The organism is Roseateles sp. NT4 (assembly GCF_051857475.1).
In the GTDB taxonomy this organism is placed as follows: Bacteria; Pseudomonadota; Gammaproteobacteria; order Burkholderiales; family Burkholderiaceae_C; genus Pelomonas.
In genome coordinates, this window is record NZ_JBPZGZ010000002.1 from 363,659 (window position 1) to 385,336 (window position 21,678).

The window sequence follows — 21,678 nt, forward strand, 5'->3', positions numbered from 1 at the left end:
CTTTGCACCAACCCGAAAGACCACGCCATGAAGTACCAAGCCACCGCCTTCGCTGCCCTCGCCTTCTTTGCTCAGGCAGGCTTCGCGGCCGACCCCACGGCCCAGCTCACCGGCCTCGTGCGCATCGTCAAGAGCGACGGCCAGACCGTTGTCGCCCAGGCGGCGCCGATGCTCGTCTCTGCCAATGGCACGGCCTCCGGCGCGATGCCGCAGATCACCGTCAGCGAGACGGACGCCTTCATCTCCAGCCTGGGCCGCTGCGCCTTCAACTTCAAGTACGACGAGGTCAGCAACACGGCGGTCGCGACCAGCACCAACCGCATCTACAGCAATGACACGCTGATTGCGCAGAACACGCAGATCGCGCTGACGCCCAAGGTCGTCAAGACCATCTGGACGCAACCCTATCTCTTCGCCGGCGCCAACAACGTCAAGGTGGTCGTCAATGTGGACGGCGTGCCGAGCACGGGCTGGGTGCGCGTCAATGTGACCGGCACCTGCGGCAAGCCCACCACGGCTCCGGCTCCCGCGCCGGCTCCGACCCCGGCACCGGCTCCCGCTCCCAAGGTCGAGCCGCCGAAGGCCGCGCCGGCTCCTGTCACGGCACCGACGCCGGCCCCCGCTCCGGTGGCCTATGTCCAGCCCGGCAGCGGCGACTGGAACAACCTGAACAACGCCTGGGGCTACAGCAACTACGCGGTGACCCAGCTCAAGGGCAAGGGCTTCGCGAAGTACGACGAGGTGGTGCGCCTGAACGCCGCCATCACGGCCGCGATCAACGCCAAGAAGATCTCGACCGGCGACTACGCGGCGCTGATGGCGCAGTGGAACGCGATGCTGAACGATGCCGGCTTCAAGGCCGCGATGGCGGCCATCGTCAAGACCCCAGGTGTCAAGTGATCACTGATTGATTTCCGGTTCTGCCAGCTGGGCGAGCAGGGTCAGCGACTCCTGCCAGCCCAGGTAGCAGGCCTCGGCCGGAATCATGGCCGGGATGCCTTCCTGCTTGATGTGCACCTCGGTGCCGCAGAAGACGGCGCGCAACTCGACCGTCGTCGTCATCTCGCCGGGCAGGTTGGGGTCGTCGAAGGCGGCCGTGTAGCGCAGCTTCTGGCCCGGCACCAGTTCCAGGTAGCGGCCGCCGAAGCTGTGGCCGCCACCGGTCGTGAAGTTGGTGAAGGACATCTTGTACGTGCCGCCCACCTGGGCATCCATCTCGTGGACGGTGCCGGTGAAGCCATGCGGCGGCAGCCACTTGGCCATGGCGGCGGGCGTCGTGAAGGCGCGGTAGACGCGGTCGGGCGGGCAGCGCAGCACGCGGTGCAGAGTGACGGTGTTGGTCATGATGGTTTCCGTGGTTGGACAGAGGATTGCCCTCTGCAATGACGACGAACGACCTTCAGTGGAATCGACAACACCTCACAACGGAAGTTCGGTGAAGTACCGACCGCCATGAAAGATCAGCGGCTGCGCCCCGACCCGGGCGGTGCAGCGCTCGACCTCGCCGACAAAGATGACATGGTCGCCTTCCTCGTAGCGGCTGCGGTTGGCGCATTCGAAGGTGGCGGCGGCGCCGTCCAGCACCGGCGCGCCGCCGGCACCCTCGCGCCAGGCCACGCCGGCGAAGCGGTCGATGTCGCGCATCGCGAAGCGCTGGGCCAGCTCCTTCTGGTCGGCCGCGAGGATGTTGATGGCGTAGTGCGAGCCATGGGTGAACACCGGCATGGAGCCGGCGCGGCGCGACAGGCTCCACAGCACCAGGGGCGGATCCAGGGAGACCGAATTGAAGGAATTGGCGGTGAGGCCGACCAGGCCTCCCTCGGGCGAGCGCACGGTGACGATGGTCACGCCGGTGGCAAACATGCCCAGAGCGGCGCGGAATTGCTGGCTGTCCATGGGCTGATTGTCGCCAGTCCGGCGGCACCGTCTGGTCGCCGTCAATAAAGCCGCTTCGTTCGACAAATAGTCGTTTCCGATTGGCGGGGCGACAAAAAGTCGTTTCGGCGGCGGCCAGTCCAAGCCTTCGAGCTGCCAATAAAGGCGCTTCGAATTGAGGTAGGGGTCAATGCTAAAGCGGGGCGCGCCTCGAAGCCGTCCTTGGCGGCGCCCTTTCGCTCGCAGGTACCCCCGCCCCGTCCAGATGCAGCAGGCGGACCACCTACCCGCAGGCCATGCACCGGCGAATCGCCAGCATCCAATATCCATGCGGGTTTCCGCCTCACCACGACAAAAAGCCGTTTCCGAAGAGGACCCTGTCGACAAAAAGTCGTTTTCAACTCGGCTGAAGGCCCCGCGCACCGAATATCTCCCGGGGCAGCACGGTCAATTTCCCCTCGCGGCACGCCTCTCGCGGCACAAACCCCCATGAAAATGCCGCGCCGCTTTTGGAGAAAAGATGCCCTTGGATTGGTCCCTGGTCACGCAGGAAGCTCTGGAATCGCTGGATGTCGAGGGGCTCCTGTCGACCTCCACCGAACGGGAGGCTATGGCCTACAGCACCGTCTTGGCCCCGCTGCTCGCCGACGAGACGCGCTGGCAGACCGCCCAGTTCGCATGCCTCGGCTTTCTGCAGGGCATGCTCCAAATGGGGTTGAAGCACGCCAACGCCCACGAGCCCTACGGGCCGATGTTCGTGTTCGGCGACCAAAGGTCCTGGATTCCGGCCGACCTGCCGAAGGACATGCTCCTTCGCATCTACCCGTGGGCCGAGAAGGTTGCAGACGCTGAGTTGCGCGCCAGGGCACTGGACGTCATCTGGATGCAGGGCCGACATTTTCCGGCCGCTCAAGGTGCCGTTCGCGCCTATGTCGCTGCATCAAAGTTTCTGTCCGCTGCCGGCGACTGGCCCGAGCGTGCGGCGCGCCTCGAGCGGGCCTTGCGATTGGCCGCTAGTCTCGGGAAAGGCGGCATCTCGCTCAAAGACGAAGTGCTCGCCGAAATACAAGGGGAGGTCGACCGGCCGGACGAGGGCACACCACTTCGCCATCGCCTCATCGACCTCCTGCTTGAGTTCAACCATGGCGACGCTGCGATGCTGGGGAGCCACGCGGCCGCCATCGGCACTGCTGCCAGTTCGTTGGGCAAGTTCTTCCATGCCAAGGACGCGCACACCCTGGCTGCAGAATGCTTCGCCAAAGCTGGCGACAGCGTCTCCTGTGCGCGCGAACAGCGGTCAGCCGCGGAGGCGCTTGCCAGCGAAGCCGAAGCCGCCTACTTGCGACCGGGTCAAGGCGCCATTGCTGCAGCGTCCATCATGGGAGACGCGGTAACAGCCATGCGCCAGGCCGGCGGGGACGCCGCACGCGCTGGCCAGATGCACGAGCGGATGCTCGAATGGCAGACGCAATCGCTGGCCCAGCTCCAAACGGTCACTACGCGAATGGACGTGACCGATATGACGCGCCAAGCTATCGAGTCCGTCCGCGGCAAATCCTTCCGCGATGCCGTCTTGACGCTCTGCAGCTTGGTGGGTCCACCAACCCTCGACTCCCTCAAGAACAAGGTCCACAAGGACGCCCAGGTTGCCATCCTGGGGGCCATGACGCCGCTGAGCGTGATGAACTACCGCGGGCGCACCGTTGCCATCATTCCGCCGCTGGACGCGGGCGCCCCGGACGTCAGCAATGAGGGCTTGCGCGGCCGCATGTTCCACGAGGCCCGCAGTCGACGCGAGCCAAATGTCAGGGCCATCCTGTATCCAGCGCTACGAGCAATCTGCGAGGAGCATCGCCCGACACGGCACGACATAGCCGAGCTCATCCGCTACAGCGCCGCCATCCCGAGAGGCCATGGCGAAAGCTTCCTACGCGCCCTGCTAACCGGCTTCGACGGGGACATGCTCCTGGCAGCACACCTTGTGCCGCCGAAGTTCGAAGCCATGCTTCGGCACGTGATGGAAGGTATGGGCGCCGACACCTCCATCCTCGGGCCCACGGGTCTGCAGCCCGAGCGCATCTTCAAGCCCCTTCTCGAACTTGAGGAGGCAAAGACGGCGTTCGGTGAAGACGCGGTCTTCGAGATGCAGGACGTGTTTGTCGACACGTTGGGCGGCAACCTGCGCAACGAAGCCCTGCATGGATTGATGCCTGACGAGACCATGTTCGGCCCGGAGGTTTTCTACGCGTGGTGGCTCCTCCTGCGCTACTGCGTGCTGACGACGCCGTCGGCCCAGAAATCCCGAAGCCAAGCTCCGCCGACGGCACCCGAAGCGCCGACCGCGGCTCCAAGCGACAAGCCTGACGAAGGCGAAGATGACGCGCCATCACCCGCGCCCGACAAAGCGTGACGACCACTGGCATTCTCGGGACGCTGCTCCCTGAGCCCCCGACCACGGACTCCTCGCCACGACCGTGCTGAAAGTCCCCTTCGGTCTCCGTGCCGACGAGCTAGTCGAGCCTGGGGCCGTCCCCAACGGCAAGGGATGCGGCTGCCTGTGTCCAGGCTGCCGACGCCCGCTGGTTGCATACAACCAGGGCAGGGTCCGCACGACCCAGTACTTCGGACACCAATCTGGCGACGAGTGCGCCAAGGGCTTCGAGTCGGCGCTGCACCTGGCCGGCAAGCAAGCCGTCATTCAGGCTAAGCGGCTGAACCTGCCGGCGCTCGAGGTCTACGGCGACGGCATAGCGCCCCGCATCCACAAGCCCCTGCGCACAAGAGTTGTGGAGCCGGCCACGGCGGCGGTCTACCAAGCCGTGGACGCGGAAGCCGCCCTTGAGGTCAAAGAGCCACCGCCTTCAAACGCCCTGCAGGCTGACCTGTTCTCAGCTCCGGCAGGTGCGCCCAAGACGCATTCCCTGCGAGCGGACCTGAAGGCATCGCGCGCCGACGACGTCGACTGGATTGAAATTCGCGTGACCCACGCCGTCGATGCGCGCAAACGCGAGCTGATGCAGCACGCCGGCCTTCGCGTCGTCGAGATTGACCTCAGCGGCCTGTTCCGACCCGGCGTCACCCTCGCCGAAGTTAGGCAGGCGGTCATCGAAGACCCTGAAACCAAGACCTGGCTCGCGCACCCGGCTGTACCCGATGCAGCGGCGGCTCTTCACCGTGAGCTCGAGCGAGAGTCGGACCAGGCCATGCTGGCCTACATCCTGCGCCAGCAGCAGGAACCGAGCCGGCCTCAACGGCAAGAGCCGCCCATACTGGTTCCGACGCCGCCCCCCGCACCCACGGAGGCGCAGCGCCTTGAGGACCTACGGGAGCAGCTTGGGCTGGCTCCGCAGGCCCGTTGGCCGCGCTACCTAGACCTCGACCTTCCTGGCAATGGCGGCAGCCTAGTCAGCCCCCGCATCTGGCTCAGCAGGTTGTACCTGGACTGGGTCCGTGGCCGTGGCGGCGCCCGCTACCTTGTCTCCGACCTCGAAGGCTCAGTCGCCGCGAAGTTTGGTGTCAAGCCGCGGTGGGGCCATCGCGACCTGCGACAAGCGCTGGAACGCCGAGTTCTGCCGTACTGGGTTGCGTGCGGTCTGGTGACCGTTTCAGGCGAGGTTGTAGTGGTCGCCAAAGACTACGGGACGCCCGGGACAGCGAAGCCCCTCCGGTAGAGTGCCTCGACAGGGAGCGGTGGTCCGATGAATCCTTGGACGCCCGAGAAAAAGATGGAGGCGGTGTGGCGGTGAGCTTGGACTTCAAAGGCATTCGGGAGCATCGAGGCTCGCAGAACGGCGGCTTCGAAGAGCTCTGCTGTCAGCTCGCGGCCATGGAGGACCCGGCGAAGGGCTCCCGGTTCATCCGCAAAGGCCCGGGCGCCGACCAGGGCCTCGAGTGCTACCGCGCCTACGCGGACGGGCACGAGGTCGGCTGGCAAGCGAAATACTTCATCAACGGCTTCGAGGACGGACAAGTCGACGACTTGGCCGATTCGTTGAAGCGCGCACTCAGCGCCCATCCGCTGCTGGCGACATTCGTCGTCTGCCTGCCCGTGGACTTGCGTGACAACCGGTCCGGCAAGAAGGCCAGCGAAGTGCAGCGCTACGAGAAGTGGCGCCAGAAAAGCATTGACGACGCAGCCGCCAACGGTCGCACTCTCGAAATTGAGCTCTGGAGCGCATCAAGCATCGGCGAGCGACTTGGGCGCGACGACGCCATGTATTCGGGCCGGGCGCGCTATTGGTTCGATTCCGTCACGTTCAGCTCGGCCTGGTTTCGCGACAAGCTCGAAGTGCAACGTCACAACCTGGGTGAGCGATATAGCCCGGAAAGCCATGTGGAGCTGCCCATCCAGCAAGCCTTGCAGGCGGTGGCTCGCAACCCGGAACTGCTAGCAGCGCCTGCGACCTGGGCGGCCGAGGTTACGTACAAGATGGACGGCGCGGTTGGTAGCTTGTCGCGTGAAAAGCTGTCTTCTGCAGACGAGGTGCGGCGAGCCTGCGACCCACTGCTGCAAAGCCTTGGAGCGCCTCCGGCGGCGTTGGAAGCGCCGGTGCCCATGGAAAGTTGGGCGACCCTGGCGGCCGCAGCCATTGAGAGCATTTCCGAAGCCCTGACCGAGGTCGAGGACAAGGTCCCGGAGAAGAGCCGATACCTCCCTCGCAAGGACCTGTTCGACCTCTACTCGGCGGTCGACCATGTCCGCGAGCAGCTAGCCAGCGAGCGTTGGCAGCTCATGAACAAGCGCGAGCTGGTCATCTCGGGCCCTGGTGGCATCGGCAAGTCCCACCTCGTCGCTGACTTTGGGCACAAACAGCTCGAAGCCGGCCGCCCTTTCATCTTGGTCCTCAGCGGAAGCCTGACCGACGGAGACCCTTGGGAGCAAATCCGAGGGCAGCTGGACCTCGCGCAGGTAACAACCGCTGACTTCCTGGGCGCTCTCGACGCCGCCGCTGAAGCCTCCGACTGCCGGGCCGTGCTGGCCATAGACGCGCTCAACGAGCGGCATGGCATCGCGCTTTGGGAGACGCGCCTGCCCGGCTTTATTCGGCAGGTCCAGAAGTTCCCGAGACTGGCGCTGGTGCTGACCATTCGCAGCACGTACTACCGCTACCTCCCCCTGAAGGACCTCGCGCGCGTTGTCCACCCCGGCTTTGCCGGCCACGCCGGAGCCGCAGCAAAGGCTTACCTAGACAAGCGTGGCATCGCGCGACCCAGCTCCCCGAACCTGGCACGGGAGTTCGAAAACCCACTGTTCCTGCGCACCTGCTGCGAGTACCTTGATACCGAGGGTCTCAAACAGTTGCCCAAGGGCATGGACGGAGTCACAGCGCTCTTCGACTTCTACCTGACCGCTGTAGCGGACAAAGTTCAGAGGGAGCTGAAGCTCATCCCCGAGCTGAAGACTCCGCGAAGGGCGTTGGAGCAGTTCCTGGAAGCGTGCGCAGCTGCCGGCGAAGGTGGAAGCCTGCCCATCGAAGACACCATCAAGCTGCTGGAGGACGTCCACAACTCGGGCGGCTACACCGACCGCAGCCTCTTTTCTGCCTTCATGTCAGAGGGCGTGCTCACACAGGACGTCGAGTGGCAGCCCGGAGGTGCCCACAAGGAAATCATCAGGTTCACGTTCGAGCGCCTGTCGGACCACCTGCGCGCCAAACGGCTCATCAGCCAGATTGACCGCGCTGACGTAGAAGGCTCGTTCCGAAGGCCACCACTGGCGGCCTACTTTGACCCATATGAGAGCTACCAGTTCGCTGGAGTCATCGAGGCCCTGGCAGTGCAACTGCCGGAGGAGTTCAATCTCGAGCTTTTCGATGTGCTGCCCAAGGAGGCCATCGACGACCCATCGCTCTGCGACGCTTTCGAGAATTCGCTGGCATGGCGAAGTCCCAAGGCGTACACAAGCCGAACCACCGGCTGGGTGAACAAGCTCTGCGAGGCCACTGGCCGCTCGGCCTACGGCTTGATGCTGCTGGTCAGCACCGAACCCGAAAACCTGTTCAATGCAGACTGGCTGCACAACGACCTTTGGCCGCGCCCGATGCCACAAAGAGACGCGGTGTGGTCCGTGTTCCTGGCGGTGGATGACTTGAGTGAGGGAGGCGCGGTCGTCTCGCTTATCGACTGGGCCTGGGAGGCTGACGCCAACGAAGTCGATGAACAGCGCCTGTGGCTCGCGGCGGTCACCCTGACTTGGTTCCTGTCGACCAGCAACCGTGCTGTGCGTGACCGTGGCACCAAGGCACTGGTGAACCTGCTGGCAGGAAAGCTTAGTCACGCGGCTGCCCTTATCGACCAGTTCGCCGACGTCGATGACCCGTACATCACCGAGCGCCTTCTGGCCGCCTGCTATGGAGCGGTCATGCAAGGTATGGACCGCGCTCATTGCAGTGTGCTCGCCGCTTCGGTCTGGAAAAATTACTTTGCCGAAGGAAAGCAGCCGCCGCTGAACGTGATGGCCCGGGACTATGCCTTGGGCGTCCTCCTCTACGCTAAGGCCGCAGGCCAGTTGCCATCCGAGGTTGACCTGGACGCATGCAGGACCAAGTTCAAGTCAGCCTGGCCGCTGGAACCTGTGAGCGATGAGGAACTCAAGAAGTACCGCGGCCGGGGATACGGCGATTCGATTTGCTCTTCCACGAATGAACACGGCGACTTTGGGAACTACACGCTGCGCCATTGGTTGCACGACATCGTTGACGCGCCGCGCGCCCTTGGCGGCGATACCACCAAAGAACTTTTCGAGCGTTGGCAGGCCGAGCTGATAGATAGTGGCACCTCCGAGCAGCAAGTGGCTTACCTCGCGCTGCGCAAGCTGACGGTCGACTACCGCCTGCGGCCTCCGCGCTTCTCCCTCACCGCGAAGAGTACGGGCGAGTCCGAGCGCCTCTGGGCCGAAGTCCAACAAGCCAACGAGGCGTTCAAGGACACCTTGTCCGAGAAACTGCGCACTGAGTACGTCCAGTTCGCGGAACATCATCTGCTTGAGTCGACGCGCATGCGGGACGACAACAGGCGCCCGTCGGAGGTCGACCATGGCCCTGTGCGGCGATGGATATGCGAGCGCGCGCACCAGCTCGGATGGACCGAAGAGCTCTTCGAAAAATTCGAGAGAAGCGGGAGCATCAGCCACGACCGCATGGGCAAGCATCGGGTAGAGCGCGTCGGCAAGAAGTACCAGTACATCGCGCTCGCTGAGGCCGCGGCAAGGATGACTGACAACTTGGCGATGTGCTCGTGGGAAGACGAAGGCAAGCTCAGGGCGTTTGAGCCGGGCCCTCGCGGCCGCGACATGAAGCGCGACCTGGACCCATCGCTGCTGGTTCGCAGCACCCTCGAAACCGGCTGGGAAGCGGCGCCGGTCACATGGTGGACTCCGTCTGCACCACGACTGCCTTCTGGCGATACTGACCTGCTCCTGGCCTGGGTGCAAGTCGAAAGCGACTTGTGCAATGACGTCGGTCAAATCGAGGTGACCGACCCCGACGGGGATAACTGGTTGACGGTGTACGGCTTTCGCCGCTGGACTGTGCCGGGTCAGGGCAGGCGCAACCACGCTGACGCCTGGTCGCGCGTCACCTGCCTGGTCACGACGCTGGGCAAGGGCCAACAGCTGGCCAAAGAACTGGTCGGTCGGCAGCGCGGCGACGCATCTCGCCTGTGGGACAGCGGCACGCTGCTTCCATTCCTGGGCGAGCATGGGTGGCGTGACCCCCAGCCAATCAAGCTGGAGCAAAACGTCAGCGCTGGCATCAAGACGCCATATGCCGGCATCGTGGAGTCCCTCAACGCTGAAGGCAACAGCAACGACAACTCGGTCGATGAAGGGTTCGCGCTTTACCTGCCTTCGTCGGGCGTCATCACGGTGCTCGACCTACACCTGCGCAGCGGCAAGGCGCCGGAGTATGTCGACGCTGGCGGCAACCTGCGATGGCAGGACCCCTCGCTGCATTGGCGAGGTTCTGGGGCCGGTGTGGCCTCCCGCGACTACTTCCTGAGCAAGCTTGCGAGCGCGGGTCTCGAGGCCGTATGGGTACTGGCCGGCGAAAAGAACGTTTATGCAGGCCACGACGTCGGTATGTCCATGGGAGGGTTCGGCGGCGGCCTGTACCACACCACCGCCTTCGCCATGGAGGCCGGCGTCTTGAAGTCCTTTGGCACAAAGACTGAGTTCCAAAAGCCGAGTGCAGAGCAACTAGAGAAGCTGAAGGGCAAGTGAGCCGCCTCGAAGCCTGGCGCTACCTCGCCAGCTCGGCCCCACCAAGGAACAAGAGCTCCAATCAGGTCTGAGCGCGCAAGTTAGGTCATGGACGCAGCCGCCGGAACGCCTCCGCCTCCTGCTCCTCTGGCCTCTTGAAGTGCCGTTCGACGAAGGCACGCTGGAGCTCGTCGCGGGAGTAGACGAAGTGCTTGGCCTGCATCACGACGTTTGTGTTCAGCCCTTCGACCAAGTCCCGGGCCGGGCGCTCCAGCAACCGCCGCAGCCGCTGCGGGTCCTTCATCGCGAAGACCGCCACCCGCGGACTCAGCGGCAACGCGACGATGCAGTTGGGGTCGCTGAGCCCCTTGGTGAACACAACAGGACGGTCGCTGGTCAGCAGAGTCTGGTCTCCAGCGTCCAGATGTCCCCAACCCCACTCGAACTCGAGGATGTCGGCAAGCAGTGACGGCTGCTCGATGAGACGAGGCAGGCTCTGCACTCCCAGGAAGTCCGGCAGGTGCGGCATCTGATGCTGGATGAAGTCGTTCAGGGAGGGCGGCCAGCCTTCTTGGCGAAGCGCCTGGTAGTCGGCCTCTAGACCAGCCGCCATTTCGCTGACCGCCTGTGTCGCCTCCGCACGCACGTGCTTCACGTAGCCGGGTGTCCGGACGCGTTGGGCGACGACGTATCGCGCAAAGGCGGCGGCCTCAGCCTCCGAGAGCGGCTGCCCGCCGGCAATCATCTTGGCAATGACCGGAGCGGCCGGGTCGTCGACCTTCGGTCCAAAGTACTCCTGCTCGACGGCCTGCGTCTTCTTCCCGTCCTTGTCGACGCCGGCGTAAAGGTCGACCTGTTTGGCCGCGCCCTTGGGCGAAATCCGCGCCGCGTGCAGCCGCTCAGGTATCCACTGGAAATAGGTCAGCCGCTCAGCCTGCGACTCATCAGGGGTGGCCCAAGCGCGCAGGTAGAACTCCGGGACGAAGTGGTGCTTCGAATGGGTCTGCTTCCCGCGCTTCATGCAGTAAGTTTGCGCCACCGAACACCCGCGCGAACTGCGAAATCCGTCACACCGAAACCGCCCAACTCACCGGCGCCCCCTCAGCGCGCGGCTAGAGTTCGTTCACACCACTGCGGCAACCACCGTAGCGGCATCACCGGTACGGGCACCAAGCCCCACGCCACCAGAGGCCCCTGGACGACAGCAAGCTCGCCCAACCCTCGCTCCCGGTTCGTTCTGAACCGAGGACACCCCGCCAAACACGTGACACCCGAAGTCCGTCTGCGACTTCCCTGGTCCTGCGCTCTGCGCTCGAACCAGATGCTCTTTAAAAACCTTTTAGCAGCCCATTGACCCGCAGAGCCGAGTAACCGCCTGTAGGGAGTACTAAAAAAACAATAGCTGTCGGCTGCGACGGACCCGTCCTTATGCGACGACCGATATCCCCTTCTCAACGAGAAGGCACAAGACCCGACCCTAGTCGGGCGCCCCTGACGAACTGCGAGCCACCTGCCCAGTTCGCAGCACCCCACTTCAACGCTCGCGATTCCGCTGAGCGCAACAACACAAGACACCGATGAACAACAACAACCACATCGTCATCCGTCAACCCGTTCCCGCGGCAGCCGCCGCCAACCGCGACGCCGCGAGTGCTTCGCCGAAGCGCCGCCACGCGACGCTCACCCTCGCCCCTTGCAAGAAGCGCCGGAACAGCACTGAGCCCGGCCAAGCCTTCGGCGGACGCCTCGAATGCGCCGGCCATGCCATCTGGATTGAAGACGCCATCACCCTCGGCGTCGTCGCCTTCGTGCTGAACATCGGCACCGTCGAACTTCGACTGCCGACGTTCCGCGACCGAACCTCCGAACTGCGCGCAGACCAGAAGGTGCTGCCGCTCGACGTCATCGCCCTGGCTGAAGGCGTCAGCTGGAGCCGGCTCAAGCGACAGGACGAAGCCGCCGAGGCGCTGTTCGTTCGCCGCTTCGCCACCGCCCTGCGCATCTGCACGCAGAGCAAGGCGGAAGCCCCGTCGCTCGTCACCTGGTACCGCCAGAACCTGCTGCCCGCAGCTGTCCGCGCCGTGCCCGCCGACCTCCGCGTCAACGAACGCATCTGAATTCAAGAAATCACAGCGCCCGCCGCTTCCCGCCAATGCGCGGACGCGGGCGCCGAACTACATCTCAAGGAATACCGAGCATGAACCGCAACACCAAGAACACCGCCGCCAACAACCAAGAGCTGACGCTGACCTTCTTCAGCAACCACAACGGCGTCCCTGTCGCCGACCTCTACCTCGGCGAGCGCCGCCTCCTCGCGACGACCCACCCCGCCACCATCGTCGCAGCCCTCTACGCGATGAACGAGACCGAGCTCACCGTGATTACTGAGGCCGGCAAGCACACCGGCAACTTCGAGTTCTTCGAACCGGAAGATGACGCTTGGCCGCTGGGAGCAATCAACTTGCACCTGCAGTTCAACCCGCAGAACTACCAGTTCCGACACCTCGCCCCCTCCGACAACTACTACCTGCTGCTCGAAGGCCTCGACCTCTTCTCCTTCGAAATCTGGCACTCGCCTACGGCGCTGGCGGACGAGCACCTCCGCGCCGCTCACCACCACCTCCCTCAGGACCTCATCAGGCGCCCGCTGACGACGCGCAATCCCAAGGGCTGGAAGAAGACCCTGGAGAAGCGCAACGACTTCGTCTACTTCCCCGAGTGCTGATAGGAGGCCGCGACATGAACGACGCCACTTTCGAAGTCCTCCCCCCGCTCCCTCGAGACCTCGCCGAAGGTGCGGTGCGAACGCTGAAGACTGTCCTTGAACGCATCCCCGACCAACCCCTGAAGTGCTGCTTCGTCGGCAACTGGACCACCGACGCGTTCCAGCTCCTTGAGTTCAACGACATCAGCCCAGAGAACTTCCAGTTCCCTGCCGCCGTCGTTCGCCAGCACGTGACGAAGCTGGATGCGGAATACGTCATGACTGTGCTCGACATCGCCTGGGCGGCGTCCAGGACGGTCAGCGTAAGCATTGAAACTCGCGACGCGACCTACGCGAGCAGCTTCCCTGTCGTTCCGAAAGGTGATGGCAGTGCTGCCATGGCGCTTGGACCAGGCCGGTTCGAGCGTCTGAGGAAGCACACCTCCCCGTTCGCGCGAATGCTGCGCCGACGGTCCCGCTGTTGAGCCTCTTCGGCTCACAAAACAAGGCCTGCTCGACTCAGCCCGGGCAGGCCGACATCACAAGGCTGAATCAGTATCTAGGGAAAGAACATGAACGCACGAGACCCTGAAGCCCTGCTGTCAAAGACTGCAGGCAAGAACACCCGCAAGCGCGTCAAGCAGACACGCCACATGAAGGAAGCCAGCGTCCTAGCCGACCTGTTCAGCGAGCTGTCGGCCCAGCTCGCCGCCGGCGAAGTTGAACCTGCGCGCGAAGCCTCCCACCGAGCACATGCCCTGCTGGAAGTGCTCGCAGCGATGGACCGCCAAGACGAGCACCCCGAACTGGCGTCCCCGAAGTGCGACGAGCGTCAGCAAGCCGCCAGGGCGTGGACTCGCTTGATGCGACCAAACGCCGACACCAAGACGCAGCTGCGACAACACTTCGAGGGGAAGCGGTTCTCGTACATCCGTCTCGAACCCCTGCCGCCTCTGCCCGAACCGAAACCTCGAGTGCCATATACCGGTGGCATCTACCAGACTGTCTTCCTCCCGGACGACCCCAAGTTGGCCAGAGAGCTGGGCCTACCCGAGTCGTACACGTTCCGGCATGGCGTGAACAACTGGGGGTTCCATGACAGCTTGCACGGGGCAATCGAGCGCAAGTTCCCGTCTGCAAGGGACGGCGATTTTTGCGTGCAATCGCGAGTCGAAAGAAGCGAGACTTTCGGCCGGACCTCGAATGTGCTGGTCGTCTACAAGGAGCGCCGGGCCTGGGATGAGAAACACCAGGTCATGCGCTACAACATGCACAGCACGACGCACGCGGAGACGGCGGAGTCGCTGGCAGCTGAACGCAACGGCAAGAAGCGCAAGGGCGCCAGCAAGAAGCGCTAATCAGGCAGGGTGGGCATGCGCCGAAGGCCGCTTGGCCGTCGGCGTAGCGAGGTTTATCGCTGGATGGATGCCTTGCCGGGCACAACGTCCACGTGCTCTGCGCCCCATGCGGCCCAAAGCGCGCACGAAAGAACACCCACCAAGTTCGTTCCGATAAAAGCGGCGTCGCTCAGGCCCGCGCCGGTCAGGCGCGCCATCAGAGCGTCAGCGCACACCACCACGGCAGGAACGACCGCCAAGCCCGCGGCACCAATCGGGTGCCAGCGACGAAGAACAGTCAACAACTTTAGGGACATGACAGACACTCCAAAAACCACTTCCAACGAGCAGTCGGGAGGTGTAGTCACCGAGATTTATCAACAAGCGAAGCAACAGCTCAAGCACTCTGCCGTCGCTGGATTCGTCTTCACTGCAATCCTCGTGTTCCTCGCGCAGCGGAGCGGGGCCGAAGGCAAGAACAGCCTTGAACTGCTGCGCCAATTCGTAGACCACAGCCTTCCCAACAAGACTCTCTACATCGTCGCCCTGGGGCTGCTGGGGCTGTCGATAACCTTCTCGAAGTCCTTCATGGCGGAGCTCCTCCGTACATGGATTGCCAAGCCGCTCATCGAGCTTTCCTCGCACGCCTTCGCAGTGGCGCTTGGCATCCTTCTGGCACTCTTCGCGTCGGCTGGCTATGTCGCCGACCTGCGAGACAGCGCCGGCGCAACTTTCAGCGCGGCTTTCGTGGCCTTCACTGTCTACGGAATTCTTCAGATTGCGCAGGCAGCGGCTGAAGGGCGCTTTGACGAGCAGATTCAATCGGCGAAGATTTACGAGGTTGCCGCGGGGGTAGCAGGTCTCTGCATCACGTACGCGGCGATTTCGGACTTCAGTGTCGAGCTTGAACACGCAGCTGAACACAAGAAGAAATGCGCGCCGGCCGAGCAGTCCGCTGTCCAGCCCGCTCAGCGGTCAGCGCCTGCGAGCCAGCCTCAACATTGAACGTTCCGTTATCTGGGGCACAGAGCACGCGTAGGGCTCTGGCACCCCAAAATAGGCCCAACCGTCAATGATGACCGTCGATGCTGACCTGGTCAGCCCACATTGCCACCAGCTTCTCACCATCACCTCGAGCATCTGCCAGGGCTTTCTCGAGGGTGTCGCGGATGCGCAGGCATTCGTGCCGCACTGTCACGGGTCGCTTGGCAGCAATGCAGAAGTTCACCATGCCGACGAACCCTAGATGATGGGTCAGGACAGACGGCCAAGCCGAGGCTGAACCATCCGGTGCGCAAATCAGGTGGGTCATGGTGTTCCTCCGTCGCGAGCGCCACGCCGTTGAACGGTAGGTCAGGCACGCGACTTCATCAAGGCCGGCGACCATGACCGGGCCCCTAAGGCCGGCGCTCGGGCTGGCATTGCCGTCGGACAAAGAAAAGCCCCGGCACGCGGGCCGGGGAGAAAGTCCAATCGCTGTCATCACGGAAGGACTCCCGCTCAGGGAGGAAAAGCGGGGAGGCCTGGCCGAGGCCGGGCTTCGCGTTCAGTCTACGTGTTTCCGATGTGTCGCTCAGCTAGCATCTTCTTCAAGCTAGGGCAATTCCTAGCATGGGAGGGAACATGGACGAGACGCTCGAACAGGCGCAGCCAGCACAAACGACCGGTGGTCAGCTCCGCGTCGAACTGCAGGCCGACCCCACTGTGGGCTACGCGTCCATCCAGAACGCAGTGCCCGTCGTTCGCTCCCTTCGCATCGTCAACGACACGCCCGAGCAGCTAGATGGCGTCGAAGTCGTCGTCGCCTGCAATCCCTCCTTCGCCCGCGGCACCAAGCTTCGCTTCGAGCGTTTGGCTCCGGGCGAAACGCGCGTCATCTCGCCCCTCGACCTCCATCCGGACCACAGCTATCTGTCAGACCTCCAAGAGGGGATGACAGCTTCCATCACGGCCACCGCACTCCGTGGCACCGAGGAGCTTCTTCAACACCGCCACTCCATCCAAGTCTTGGCCTACGACCAATGGGCCGGCACGCGCGCGCTTCCCGAGCTGCTCGCCGCCTTTTCCATGCCGAACAACCCGGCGGTCGACATGTTGGTTGGCAAGGCCTCCAAGCTCCTTCGGAAGTCACATCCCGAGTTGTCGATGGACGGCTACCAGTCCAAGAGCCGCGATGTCGTCTGGAAGCAAGTCTCGGCGCTCTACAGCACCATCGCTGCCGAGAACCTCCAGTACGCGGAGCCGCCAGCTTCCTTCGGCAGCGACGGCCAGAAGATTCGCACGCCCGACCGAATCGTGGAGAGCAAGGTGGCTACCTGCCTCGACCTGGCGATGCTCTTCGCGTCCTGCCTGGAGCAGGCCGGCCTGCGCCCCGTCGTGCTCATCAAGCAAGGACACGCCTGGGTGGGCGTATGGCTTCACCAAGCCTCGTTCGGGCAGCCCCTCACTGAGGACGCGCAGGAAGTCCGCAAGCGCATCGCCAGTGGCGAGTTCCTCGCGTTCGAGACCACCGGCACGGCGATGCACCACAGCCGCAGGCCATCGCTGCGCATCGCACTCGAGCAAGGCCTGGAGCACCTTCAGGACGAAGACGCGTTCCTCTACGCCGTCGACGTACACATGGCCCGCGGCGTGCAAATCAAGCCGCTGCCCAGCCGGGTGACCTTGGCAAAGGCGGTCCAGGAGGACGACGCCTCCGAACCAGAGCACATCGAACAGACACCCGACCTTCCGCCGCTCGACCCGGCGGTTCTCGCCCCCATCGAGATTGCCGCGGAGGACAGCCCGGAAGGCCGCCTGGCGAAGTGGAAGGCCAAGCTGCTCGACCTGACGCTTCGCAACAAGCTGCTGAACTTCAAGACCACCAAGACCACGCTCCATCTGGTCGCACCCGACCTTGGGGCCCTAGAGGATGGCCTTGCTGAAGGTGTCGAGTTCCGAATCAAGCCATTGCCGGCGCTGATGGAAGGCGGTGACCCAAGGTCAGCGCAAGTCCACGCCCTGCGTACCGGGCGGTCGCCAATAGACGACATGGCGCGAGATTCGCTTGCCAACAAGGAACTCATCGCCCGCGTTGGCACGGATGCGCTAGACGGCAACCTGCTGTCGCTTTTGACCGCCGCACGCACTGGCATGGAAGAAGGCGGCGCGAACACTCTCTACTTGGCCCTTGGCCTCCTGAAGTGGACGGAGGCCGACCGTGCCGAGGCGGTGCACCTTGCCCCCATCCTGCTGGTCCCCGTGACCCTCAGCCGTCAGTCGGTTCGCAGTGGCTACCGGCTTGCGCGACACGACGACGAGACCATCATCAACCCGACTCTTCTGCAGCTGCTGAAGAGTGCCTTCGAAATCAACACCAGCGGTCTCGACGTGCTGCACATGGACGACAAAGGCGTCGATGTCCCGCGCATCCTGCAGGCCTTCCGGCTGGCGACGCGAGAGCTGCCCAAGTGGGAGGTCAAGGAAGAAGCCCATCTGGGCATCTTCTCGTTCACGAAGTACTTGATGTGGAAGGACTTGCAGGACCGGTCCGAGCAGCTGAAGAACAACAGGGTCGTCAAGCACCTCATCGAGCATCCGGGCGAAGCTTTCGCCAGTGAGCGGGATGAACTGACCGAGCGCCCGCGGCTCGATGACGCATACCGGCCGCAGGACATCCGAGCACCCATGCTGTCGGATTCGTCGCAGTTCGAGGCCATCTGCGCCGTCGACTCCGGCCGAGACCTGGTCTTGGAGGGCCCTCCAGGCACGGGCAAATCGCAGACCATCACCAACGTCATTGCGAACTGTCTGGCCAAGGGCAAGACCGTGCTGTTCGTGGCCGAGAAGGTGGCTGCGCTGGAAGTTGTCCATCGCCGCTTGACCGACGTTGGTCTCGCGCCGTTCTGCCTCGAGCTGCATTCCTCGAAGACCAAGAAGACGGACGTGCTTGCCCAGCTCGGCAAGGCCCTGGAGGTCAGTGGGACCAAGACAGCGAGTGAATGGGAACGCGAGGCCGACCGGTTGGCAGCGCTGCGCTCCGAACTCAACGGGCTTGTCGACGCGCTCCATCATGAGCATCCGAACGGACTCGACGTCTTCTCTGCCATCGGCACCTGCATCGCCAATGCCGGCACGCAGCCGTCTCCGATGACGTGGAGCGACCCGAACACGCACACCCACACGGCGCTGGACAAACTCCGCGAGACCACAAGACGGATTGCCGCACTGGGCCAGGCACTGACCGCACTTCAGAACCATCCCCTGGCGCTGCTCGGGCACAGCGAATGGTCTCCGGGTTGGCAGGACGAGTTCGAGGGCGCGGTCGCCGCGGCCGCCGCCACGGCTTCTTCGCTCAAGGTCAAGGCCGAGCCCATGGCCAAGCTGCTTGGACTGGCCTCGTCGGGGCACGGCATGGAAACCCTCGCGGCAATGGACCACCTTGCCGACGTGCTTCTGGCCGCTCCGAAGGTGCCGGTTGGCCTGGCCAAGCAAGCCCACGACACCGCGGTCCGGTCGCGAATTCAAACGCTCGCCAAGCACGGGCGCGAACGTCAAAAGCACTGGGGTCTGGTCGGACCTGGCTGGACTCTGCAGCTGGCAAGGCTCAACGCGATGGAGCTTCAGGGCGAATGGAGCCAGGCCTGCAACACGTGGTGGCCCAAGTCCTGGTTCGCCAAGCGTGCCTTCCTGGCAAAGCTGGCAGCCGTACGAGAAGACGCCAAGCCGCCTACGGCGTCCGCAGTCGATACAGCGCTGCGTCCACTGGCTGATGTAAATGAAGAGGACCAGGTGCTGCGCGGAATGCACGCCGAGGCCGAGGCGCTTCTCGAAGACTCATACACAGGCGTGCAGACCGATTGGGCGGCCGTCGAGGGTCATACAGCTTGGGCCAAGACCTTTGCGGAAGCCGTCGCCCGCGTTGCCGGTGCGGATGCCGAGCTTGCGCAGGCTATTCAACAAACTTTGAATCCTCTGGTTGGTGACCAGCGCGCCGCACTGAGCCCCGCAGGCGCCGTTGGACGCGCGCTCCTGGATTTCCGCGATGCCTACCGAGAGCTCCACAGAAAGCTCAACATCCTGACAGACCTTGCGAAGCCGACAGCTCCGCTCGCTGGGCCACCCCATGCGGACGGAGCCTTGGAACGCGTGCTGTCGCAGCTCGCCAACTGGCAGCATGGTCGCCGCTCTCTGCAGCCCTGGTGCCTGTGGCGCAATGTTCGCGCCCAAGCTATCGCCCAAGGTCTGCAGGGCGTGGTTGAGGCCGCCGAGGCCGGAAGGGTAGGTTTGGCTGACGTGCCTGCGCACTTCGAGTACAGCTACCGCAGCTGGTGGCTCAAGCGAACCATCGACAACGACAACGTGTTGCGCACGTTCTCGAGCGCCGACCACGAACGCAAGATTCGCGAGTTCCGCGACGCGGACACCAAGTTCCAGAAGCTCACCCAAGCCTACATTGCGGCCACGCTGTCCGGCAAAGTTCCCTCAGCATCCGCAGCGGTCGTCGGTGCAGACAGCGAAATGGGCAAGCTGCGCCGCGAGCTCCAGAAGCAGCGCAAGCACCTTCCGGTGCGCCAGCTGATGCAGGGCCTTCCCACCCTTCTACCGAAGTTGAAGCCGTGCCTGCTGATGTCGCCCCTGTCCGTGGCGCAGTACTTGGCCGCCGGACACTCCCAGTTCGACGTCGTGGTATTCGACGAGGCGTCGCAGATTGCCGTTTGGGACGCGGTCGGCGTCATCGCCCGCGGCAAGCAACTGGTTGTGGTCGGTGACCCGAAGCAGCTGCCGCCAACGAACTTCTTTGGTCGGTCGACTGACGACGGCGATGGGGCCGACGGCCAGCAAGTTGAGGACCTGGAGAGCATCCTCGACGAGTGCTTGGGCGCGGGCATGAACCGCCTGACGCTGAAGTGGCACTACCGCAGCAAGCACGAGAGCCTTATTGCCTTCAGCAACGTCAACTACTACGACTCCGAGCTGGTCACTTTCCCATCGCCCGTCACGGCCGACGTGGCGGTTCGATTCGAGCAGGTCGCTGGCGTCTACGACCGCGGCGGCTCCCGGACGAACCGCGCCGAAGCCGATGCCATCGTGAACGCCATCGAGAAGCACTACCTCAAGGAAGGTAGCGGCGGTTTGACGATGGGTGTGGTCACCTTCAACCAGACGCAGCAGTCGCTCATCGCAACGCTGCTTGAAGCGCGCCGCCGGTCAAATGTGGAGCTGGACAAGGTACTTGCACAGAAGGTGTCCGAAGAGCTTTTCATCAAGAACCTGGAGAACGTGCAGGGCGACGAACGGGACATCATCCTGTTCTCCATCACTTACGGGCCCGACGCCGCTGGCAAGGTGACGATGAACTTCGGCCCGCTGAACAGCGAAGGCGGTCATCGCCGGCTCAACGTGGCAATCTCGCGGGCGCGGCATGGCGTGGTCATCTACAGCACGCTGAAGCCGGAGCAAATCGACCTCGGCCGAGTTCGAGCTGCAGGCGTTCGCGACCTGAAGAACTACCTCGAGTTCGCCAAGAGAGGCCCGCGTGCGCTCATCGAGCAGGCGGTCCCAACTGGCTTGGCTCCGGACAGCCCCTTCGAGACCGCAGTCATTGGCCTGCTCCGCGACAAGGGCTGGAACGTACACCCGCAGGTCGGATGTTCTGGCTACCGCGTCGACATCGGCGTCGTGGACCCCAGGGCCCCTGGCCGCTACCTGCTGGGCGTCGAGTGCGATGGCGCCACCTATCACTCGGCGGCAACTGCTCGCGACCGTGACCGACTGCGTCAGCACGTGCTCGAGAGCCTTGGTTGGCGCATCCATCGCATTTGGTCGACGGACTGGTGGCTCGACCCTCAACGGGAGCTCGACAAGCTCCATGCCAAGCTGGAAGAGCTGGTCAGTTTGGAACTGGACGAGGCAGAGCCTGAACCCGCAGTGGCTGAAGTCGAAGAGCCGGCCGGCTCAAACATCGAGTTGCCCTCGGACGTTGAACTCACCACGCCTGCGGTACCGGCAGAGAATGTGCTGAAGCACTATTCCGTGACGACGCTGCCGACTGCAACGGGGTCGCCCGAGGACTTCTACGAGTACCAATCCGCCCATCAGCTGAATACGCAGTTGGCGGCCGTCATCGAGGCAGAGGGGCCCGTCCTAGAGACGGTGCTGTTCCGCCGGGTAGCTCGCGCGTGGGGACTCGAGCGCACCGGCTCGCGCATCGTTGAGCGGCTCCGTACACTTGCGCAGCCGCGCTTCGTCAAGACCGTCGATGGCGATAAGACGTTCTACTGGCCGACGAACGCGAACCCCGCACAGTGGACCGATTTCCGCGTGTCTAGCGGTTCGGACGCCTCACGTCGCCACATTGACGAAGTGGCGCTTGAAGAGCTTGGTGCTCTGATGAAACACATCCTCGACCAGGCTGGCAGCACGAGCCAACAGGAGCTCGCGCGGACGAGCTGCAAGATGCTCGGCATGAGTCGCGTCGCATCCGACGCGGAGGCGCGCGCCGCACAGGCTGTAGCGAAGCTGGCCCATCGCGGCGAGGTGGTCATCGAGGGCGAGCAAGTACGTCTCGTCCAGTGAGGACACAA

At 63.8% G+C, this 21,678-nt stretch carries 14 protein-coding genes; 10 read left to right on the forward strand and 4 right to left on the reverse strand.

Annotated features, from left to right (window positions below; all coding sequences use genetic code 11):
* The first annotated feature begins 27 nt into the window (after positions 1-27).
* Positions 28-900 (forward strand): hypothetical protein, encoded by an 873-nt coding sequence (locus tag ACS5PN_RS11285; protein WP_439464044.1) that lies wholly within the window; start codon positions 28-30, stop codon positions 898-900.
* On the opposite strand, the gene ACS5PN_RS11290 is transcribed toward ACS5PN_RS11285, so the two are convergent.
* Both ACS5PN_RS11290 and ACS5PN_RS11295 read right to left on the reverse strand, forming a co-directional pair.
* Positions 901-1,347, reverse strand: coding sequence for an SRPBCC family protein (locus ACS5PN_RS11290; protein WP_439465559.1), 447 nt, complete (start codon positions 1,345-1,347; stop codon positions 901-903).
* A gap of 72 nt (positions 1,348-1,419) precedes the next feature.
* Entirely contained in the window at positions 1,420-1,896 is a 477-nt protein-coding gene (locus ACS5PN_RS11295) for a flavin reductase family protein (RefSeq protein ID WP_439464045.1), read from the reverse strand.
* Between the two features lie 505 nt (positions 1,897-2,401).
* Between ACS5PN_RS11295 and ACS5PN_RS11300 the strand changes: the two genes are divergently transcribed.
* From ACS5PN_RS11300 to ACS5PN_RS11310, 3 genes are all read left to right on the forward strand, one after another.
* Positions 2,402-4,285: a DUF4209 domain-containing protein gene (locus ACS5PN_RS11300; protein ID WP_439464046.1), complete on the forward strand. Its 1,884-nt coding sequence runs from the start codon at positions 2,402-2,404 to the stop codon at positions 4,283-4,285.
* A 64-nt stretch (positions 4,286-4,349) separates the two neighbouring features.
* Positions 4,350-5,546: a hypothetical protein gene (locus tag ACS5PN_RS11305; RefSeq protein ID WP_439464047.1), complete on the forward strand. Its 1,197-nt coding sequence runs from the start codon at positions 4,350-4,352 to the stop codon at positions 5,544-5,546.
* A gap of 35 nt (positions 5,547-5,581) precedes the next feature.
* Positions 5,582-10,093, forward strand: a complete 4,512-nt coding sequence (locus ACS5PN_RS11310; RefSeq protein ID WP_439464048.1) for a hypothetical protein — start codon at positions 5,582-5,584, stop codon at positions 10,091-10,093.
* A gap of 85 nt (positions 10,094-10,178) precedes the next feature.
* Here the strand turns inward: ACS5PN_RS11310 and ACS5PN_RS11315 are convergent, their stop codons facing one another.
* The gene (locus tag ACS5PN_RS11315; RefSeq protein WP_439464049.1) at positions 10,179-11,093 is read right to left on the reverse strand and encodes a DUF4238 domain-containing protein; all 915 of its coding nucleotides are present in this window, start codon (positions 11,091-11,093) and stop codon (positions 10,179-10,181) included.
* Between the two features lie 556 nt (positions 11,094-11,649).
* Between ACS5PN_RS11315 and ACS5PN_RS11320 the strand changes: the two genes are divergently transcribed.
* From ACS5PN_RS11320 to ACS5PN_RS11340, 5 genes are all read left to right on the forward strand, one after another.
* On the forward strand, positions 11,650-12,189 hold the full coding sequence (locus ACS5PN_RS11320) for a hypothetical protein (protein WP_439464050.1): 540 nt from the start codon (positions 11,650-11,652) through the stop codon (positions 12,187-12,189).
* An 80-nt stretch (positions 12,190-12,269) separates the two neighbouring features.
* Complete coding sequence (locus ACS5PN_RS11325) at positions 12,270-12,797, forward strand: hypothetical protein (RefSeq protein ID WP_439464051.1); 528 nt, start codon at positions 12,270-12,272, stop codon at positions 12,795-12,797.
* A gap of 14 nt (positions 12,798-12,811) precedes the next feature.
* A complete protein-coding gene (locus ACS5PN_RS11330; protein WP_439464052.1) occupies positions 12,812-13,261 on the forward strand; it encodes a hypothetical protein in 450 nt (149 codons plus the stop codon).
* A gap of 87 nt (positions 13,262-13,348) precedes the next feature.
* The gene (locus ACS5PN_RS11335; RefSeq protein ID WP_439464053.1) at positions 13,349-14,134 is read left to right on the forward strand and encodes a hypothetical protein; all 786 of its coding nucleotides are present in this window, start codon (positions 13,349-13,351) and stop codon (positions 14,132-14,134) included.
* A 294-nt stretch (positions 14,135-14,428) separates the two neighbouring features.
* Positions 14,429-15,118 (forward strand): hypothetical protein, encoded by a 690-nt coding sequence (locus ACS5PN_RS11340; RefSeq protein ID WP_439464054.1) that lies wholly within the window; start codon positions 14,429-14,431, stop codon positions 15,116-15,118.
* 64 nt (positions 15,119-15,182) lie between these two features.
* On the opposite strand, the gene ACS5PN_RS11345 is transcribed toward ACS5PN_RS11340, so the two are convergent.
* On the reverse strand, positions 15,183-15,425 hold the full coding sequence (locus tag ACS5PN_RS11345) for a hypothetical protein (RefSeq protein ID WP_439464055.1): 243 nt from the start codon (positions 15,423-15,425) through the stop codon (positions 15,183-15,185).
* A 311-nt stretch (positions 15,426-15,736) separates the two neighbouring features.
* On the opposite strand from ACS5PN_RS11345, the gene ACS5PN_RS11350 reads away from it, so the two are divergent.
* Positions 15,737-21,670, forward strand: a complete 5,934-nt coding sequence (locus ACS5PN_RS11350; protein ID WP_439464056.1) for a DUF3320 domain-containing protein — start codon at positions 15,737-15,739, stop codon at positions 21,668-21,670.
* The last annotated feature ends 8 nt before the right edge of the window (positions 21,671-21,678 follow it).

Bases quoted from the DNA above. Each gene is read 5' to 3' on its own strand.
- ACS5PN_RS11285 (WP_439464044.1), top strand. From the start codon at position 28: ATGAAGTACCAAGCCACCGCCTTCGCTGCCCTCGCCTTCTTTGCTCAG.
- ACS5PN_RS11295 (WP_439464045.1), bottom strand. From the start codon at position 1,896: ATGGACAGCCAGCAATTCCGCGCCGCTCTGGGCATGTTTGCCACCGGC.
- ACS5PN_RS11315 (WP_439464049.1), bottom strand. From the start codon at position 11,093: ATGAAGCGCGGGAAGCAGACCCATTCGAAGCACCACTTCGTCCCGGAG.
- ACS5PN_RS11320 (WP_439464050.1), top strand. From the start codon at position 11,650: ATGAACAACAACAACCACATCGTCATCCGTCAACCCGTTCCCGCGGCA.
- ACS5PN_RS11325 (WP_439464051.1), top strand. From the start codon at position 12,270: ATGAACCGCAACACCAAGAACACCGCCGCCAACAACCAAGAGCTGACG.
- ACS5PN_RS11330 (WP_439464052.1), top strand. From the start codon at position 12,812: ATGAACGACGCCACTTTCGAAGTCCTCCCCCCGCTCCCTCGAGACCTC.
- ACS5PN_RS11335 (WP_439464053.1), top strand. From the start codon at position 13,349: ATGAACGCACGAGACCCTGAAGCCCTGCTGTCAAAGACTGCAGGCAAG.
- ACS5PN_RS11340 (WP_439464054.1), top strand. From the start codon at position 14,429: ATGACAGACACTCCAAAAACCACTTCCAACGAGCAGTCGGGAGGTGTA.
- ACS5PN_RS11345 (WP_439464055.1), bottom strand. From the start codon at position 15,425: ATGACCCACCTGATTTGCGCACCGGATGGTTCAGCCTCGGCTTGGCCG.
- ACS5PN_RS11350 (WP_439464056.1), top strand. From the start codon at position 15,737: ATGGACGAGACGCTCGAACAGGCGCAGCCAGCACAAACGACCGGTGGT.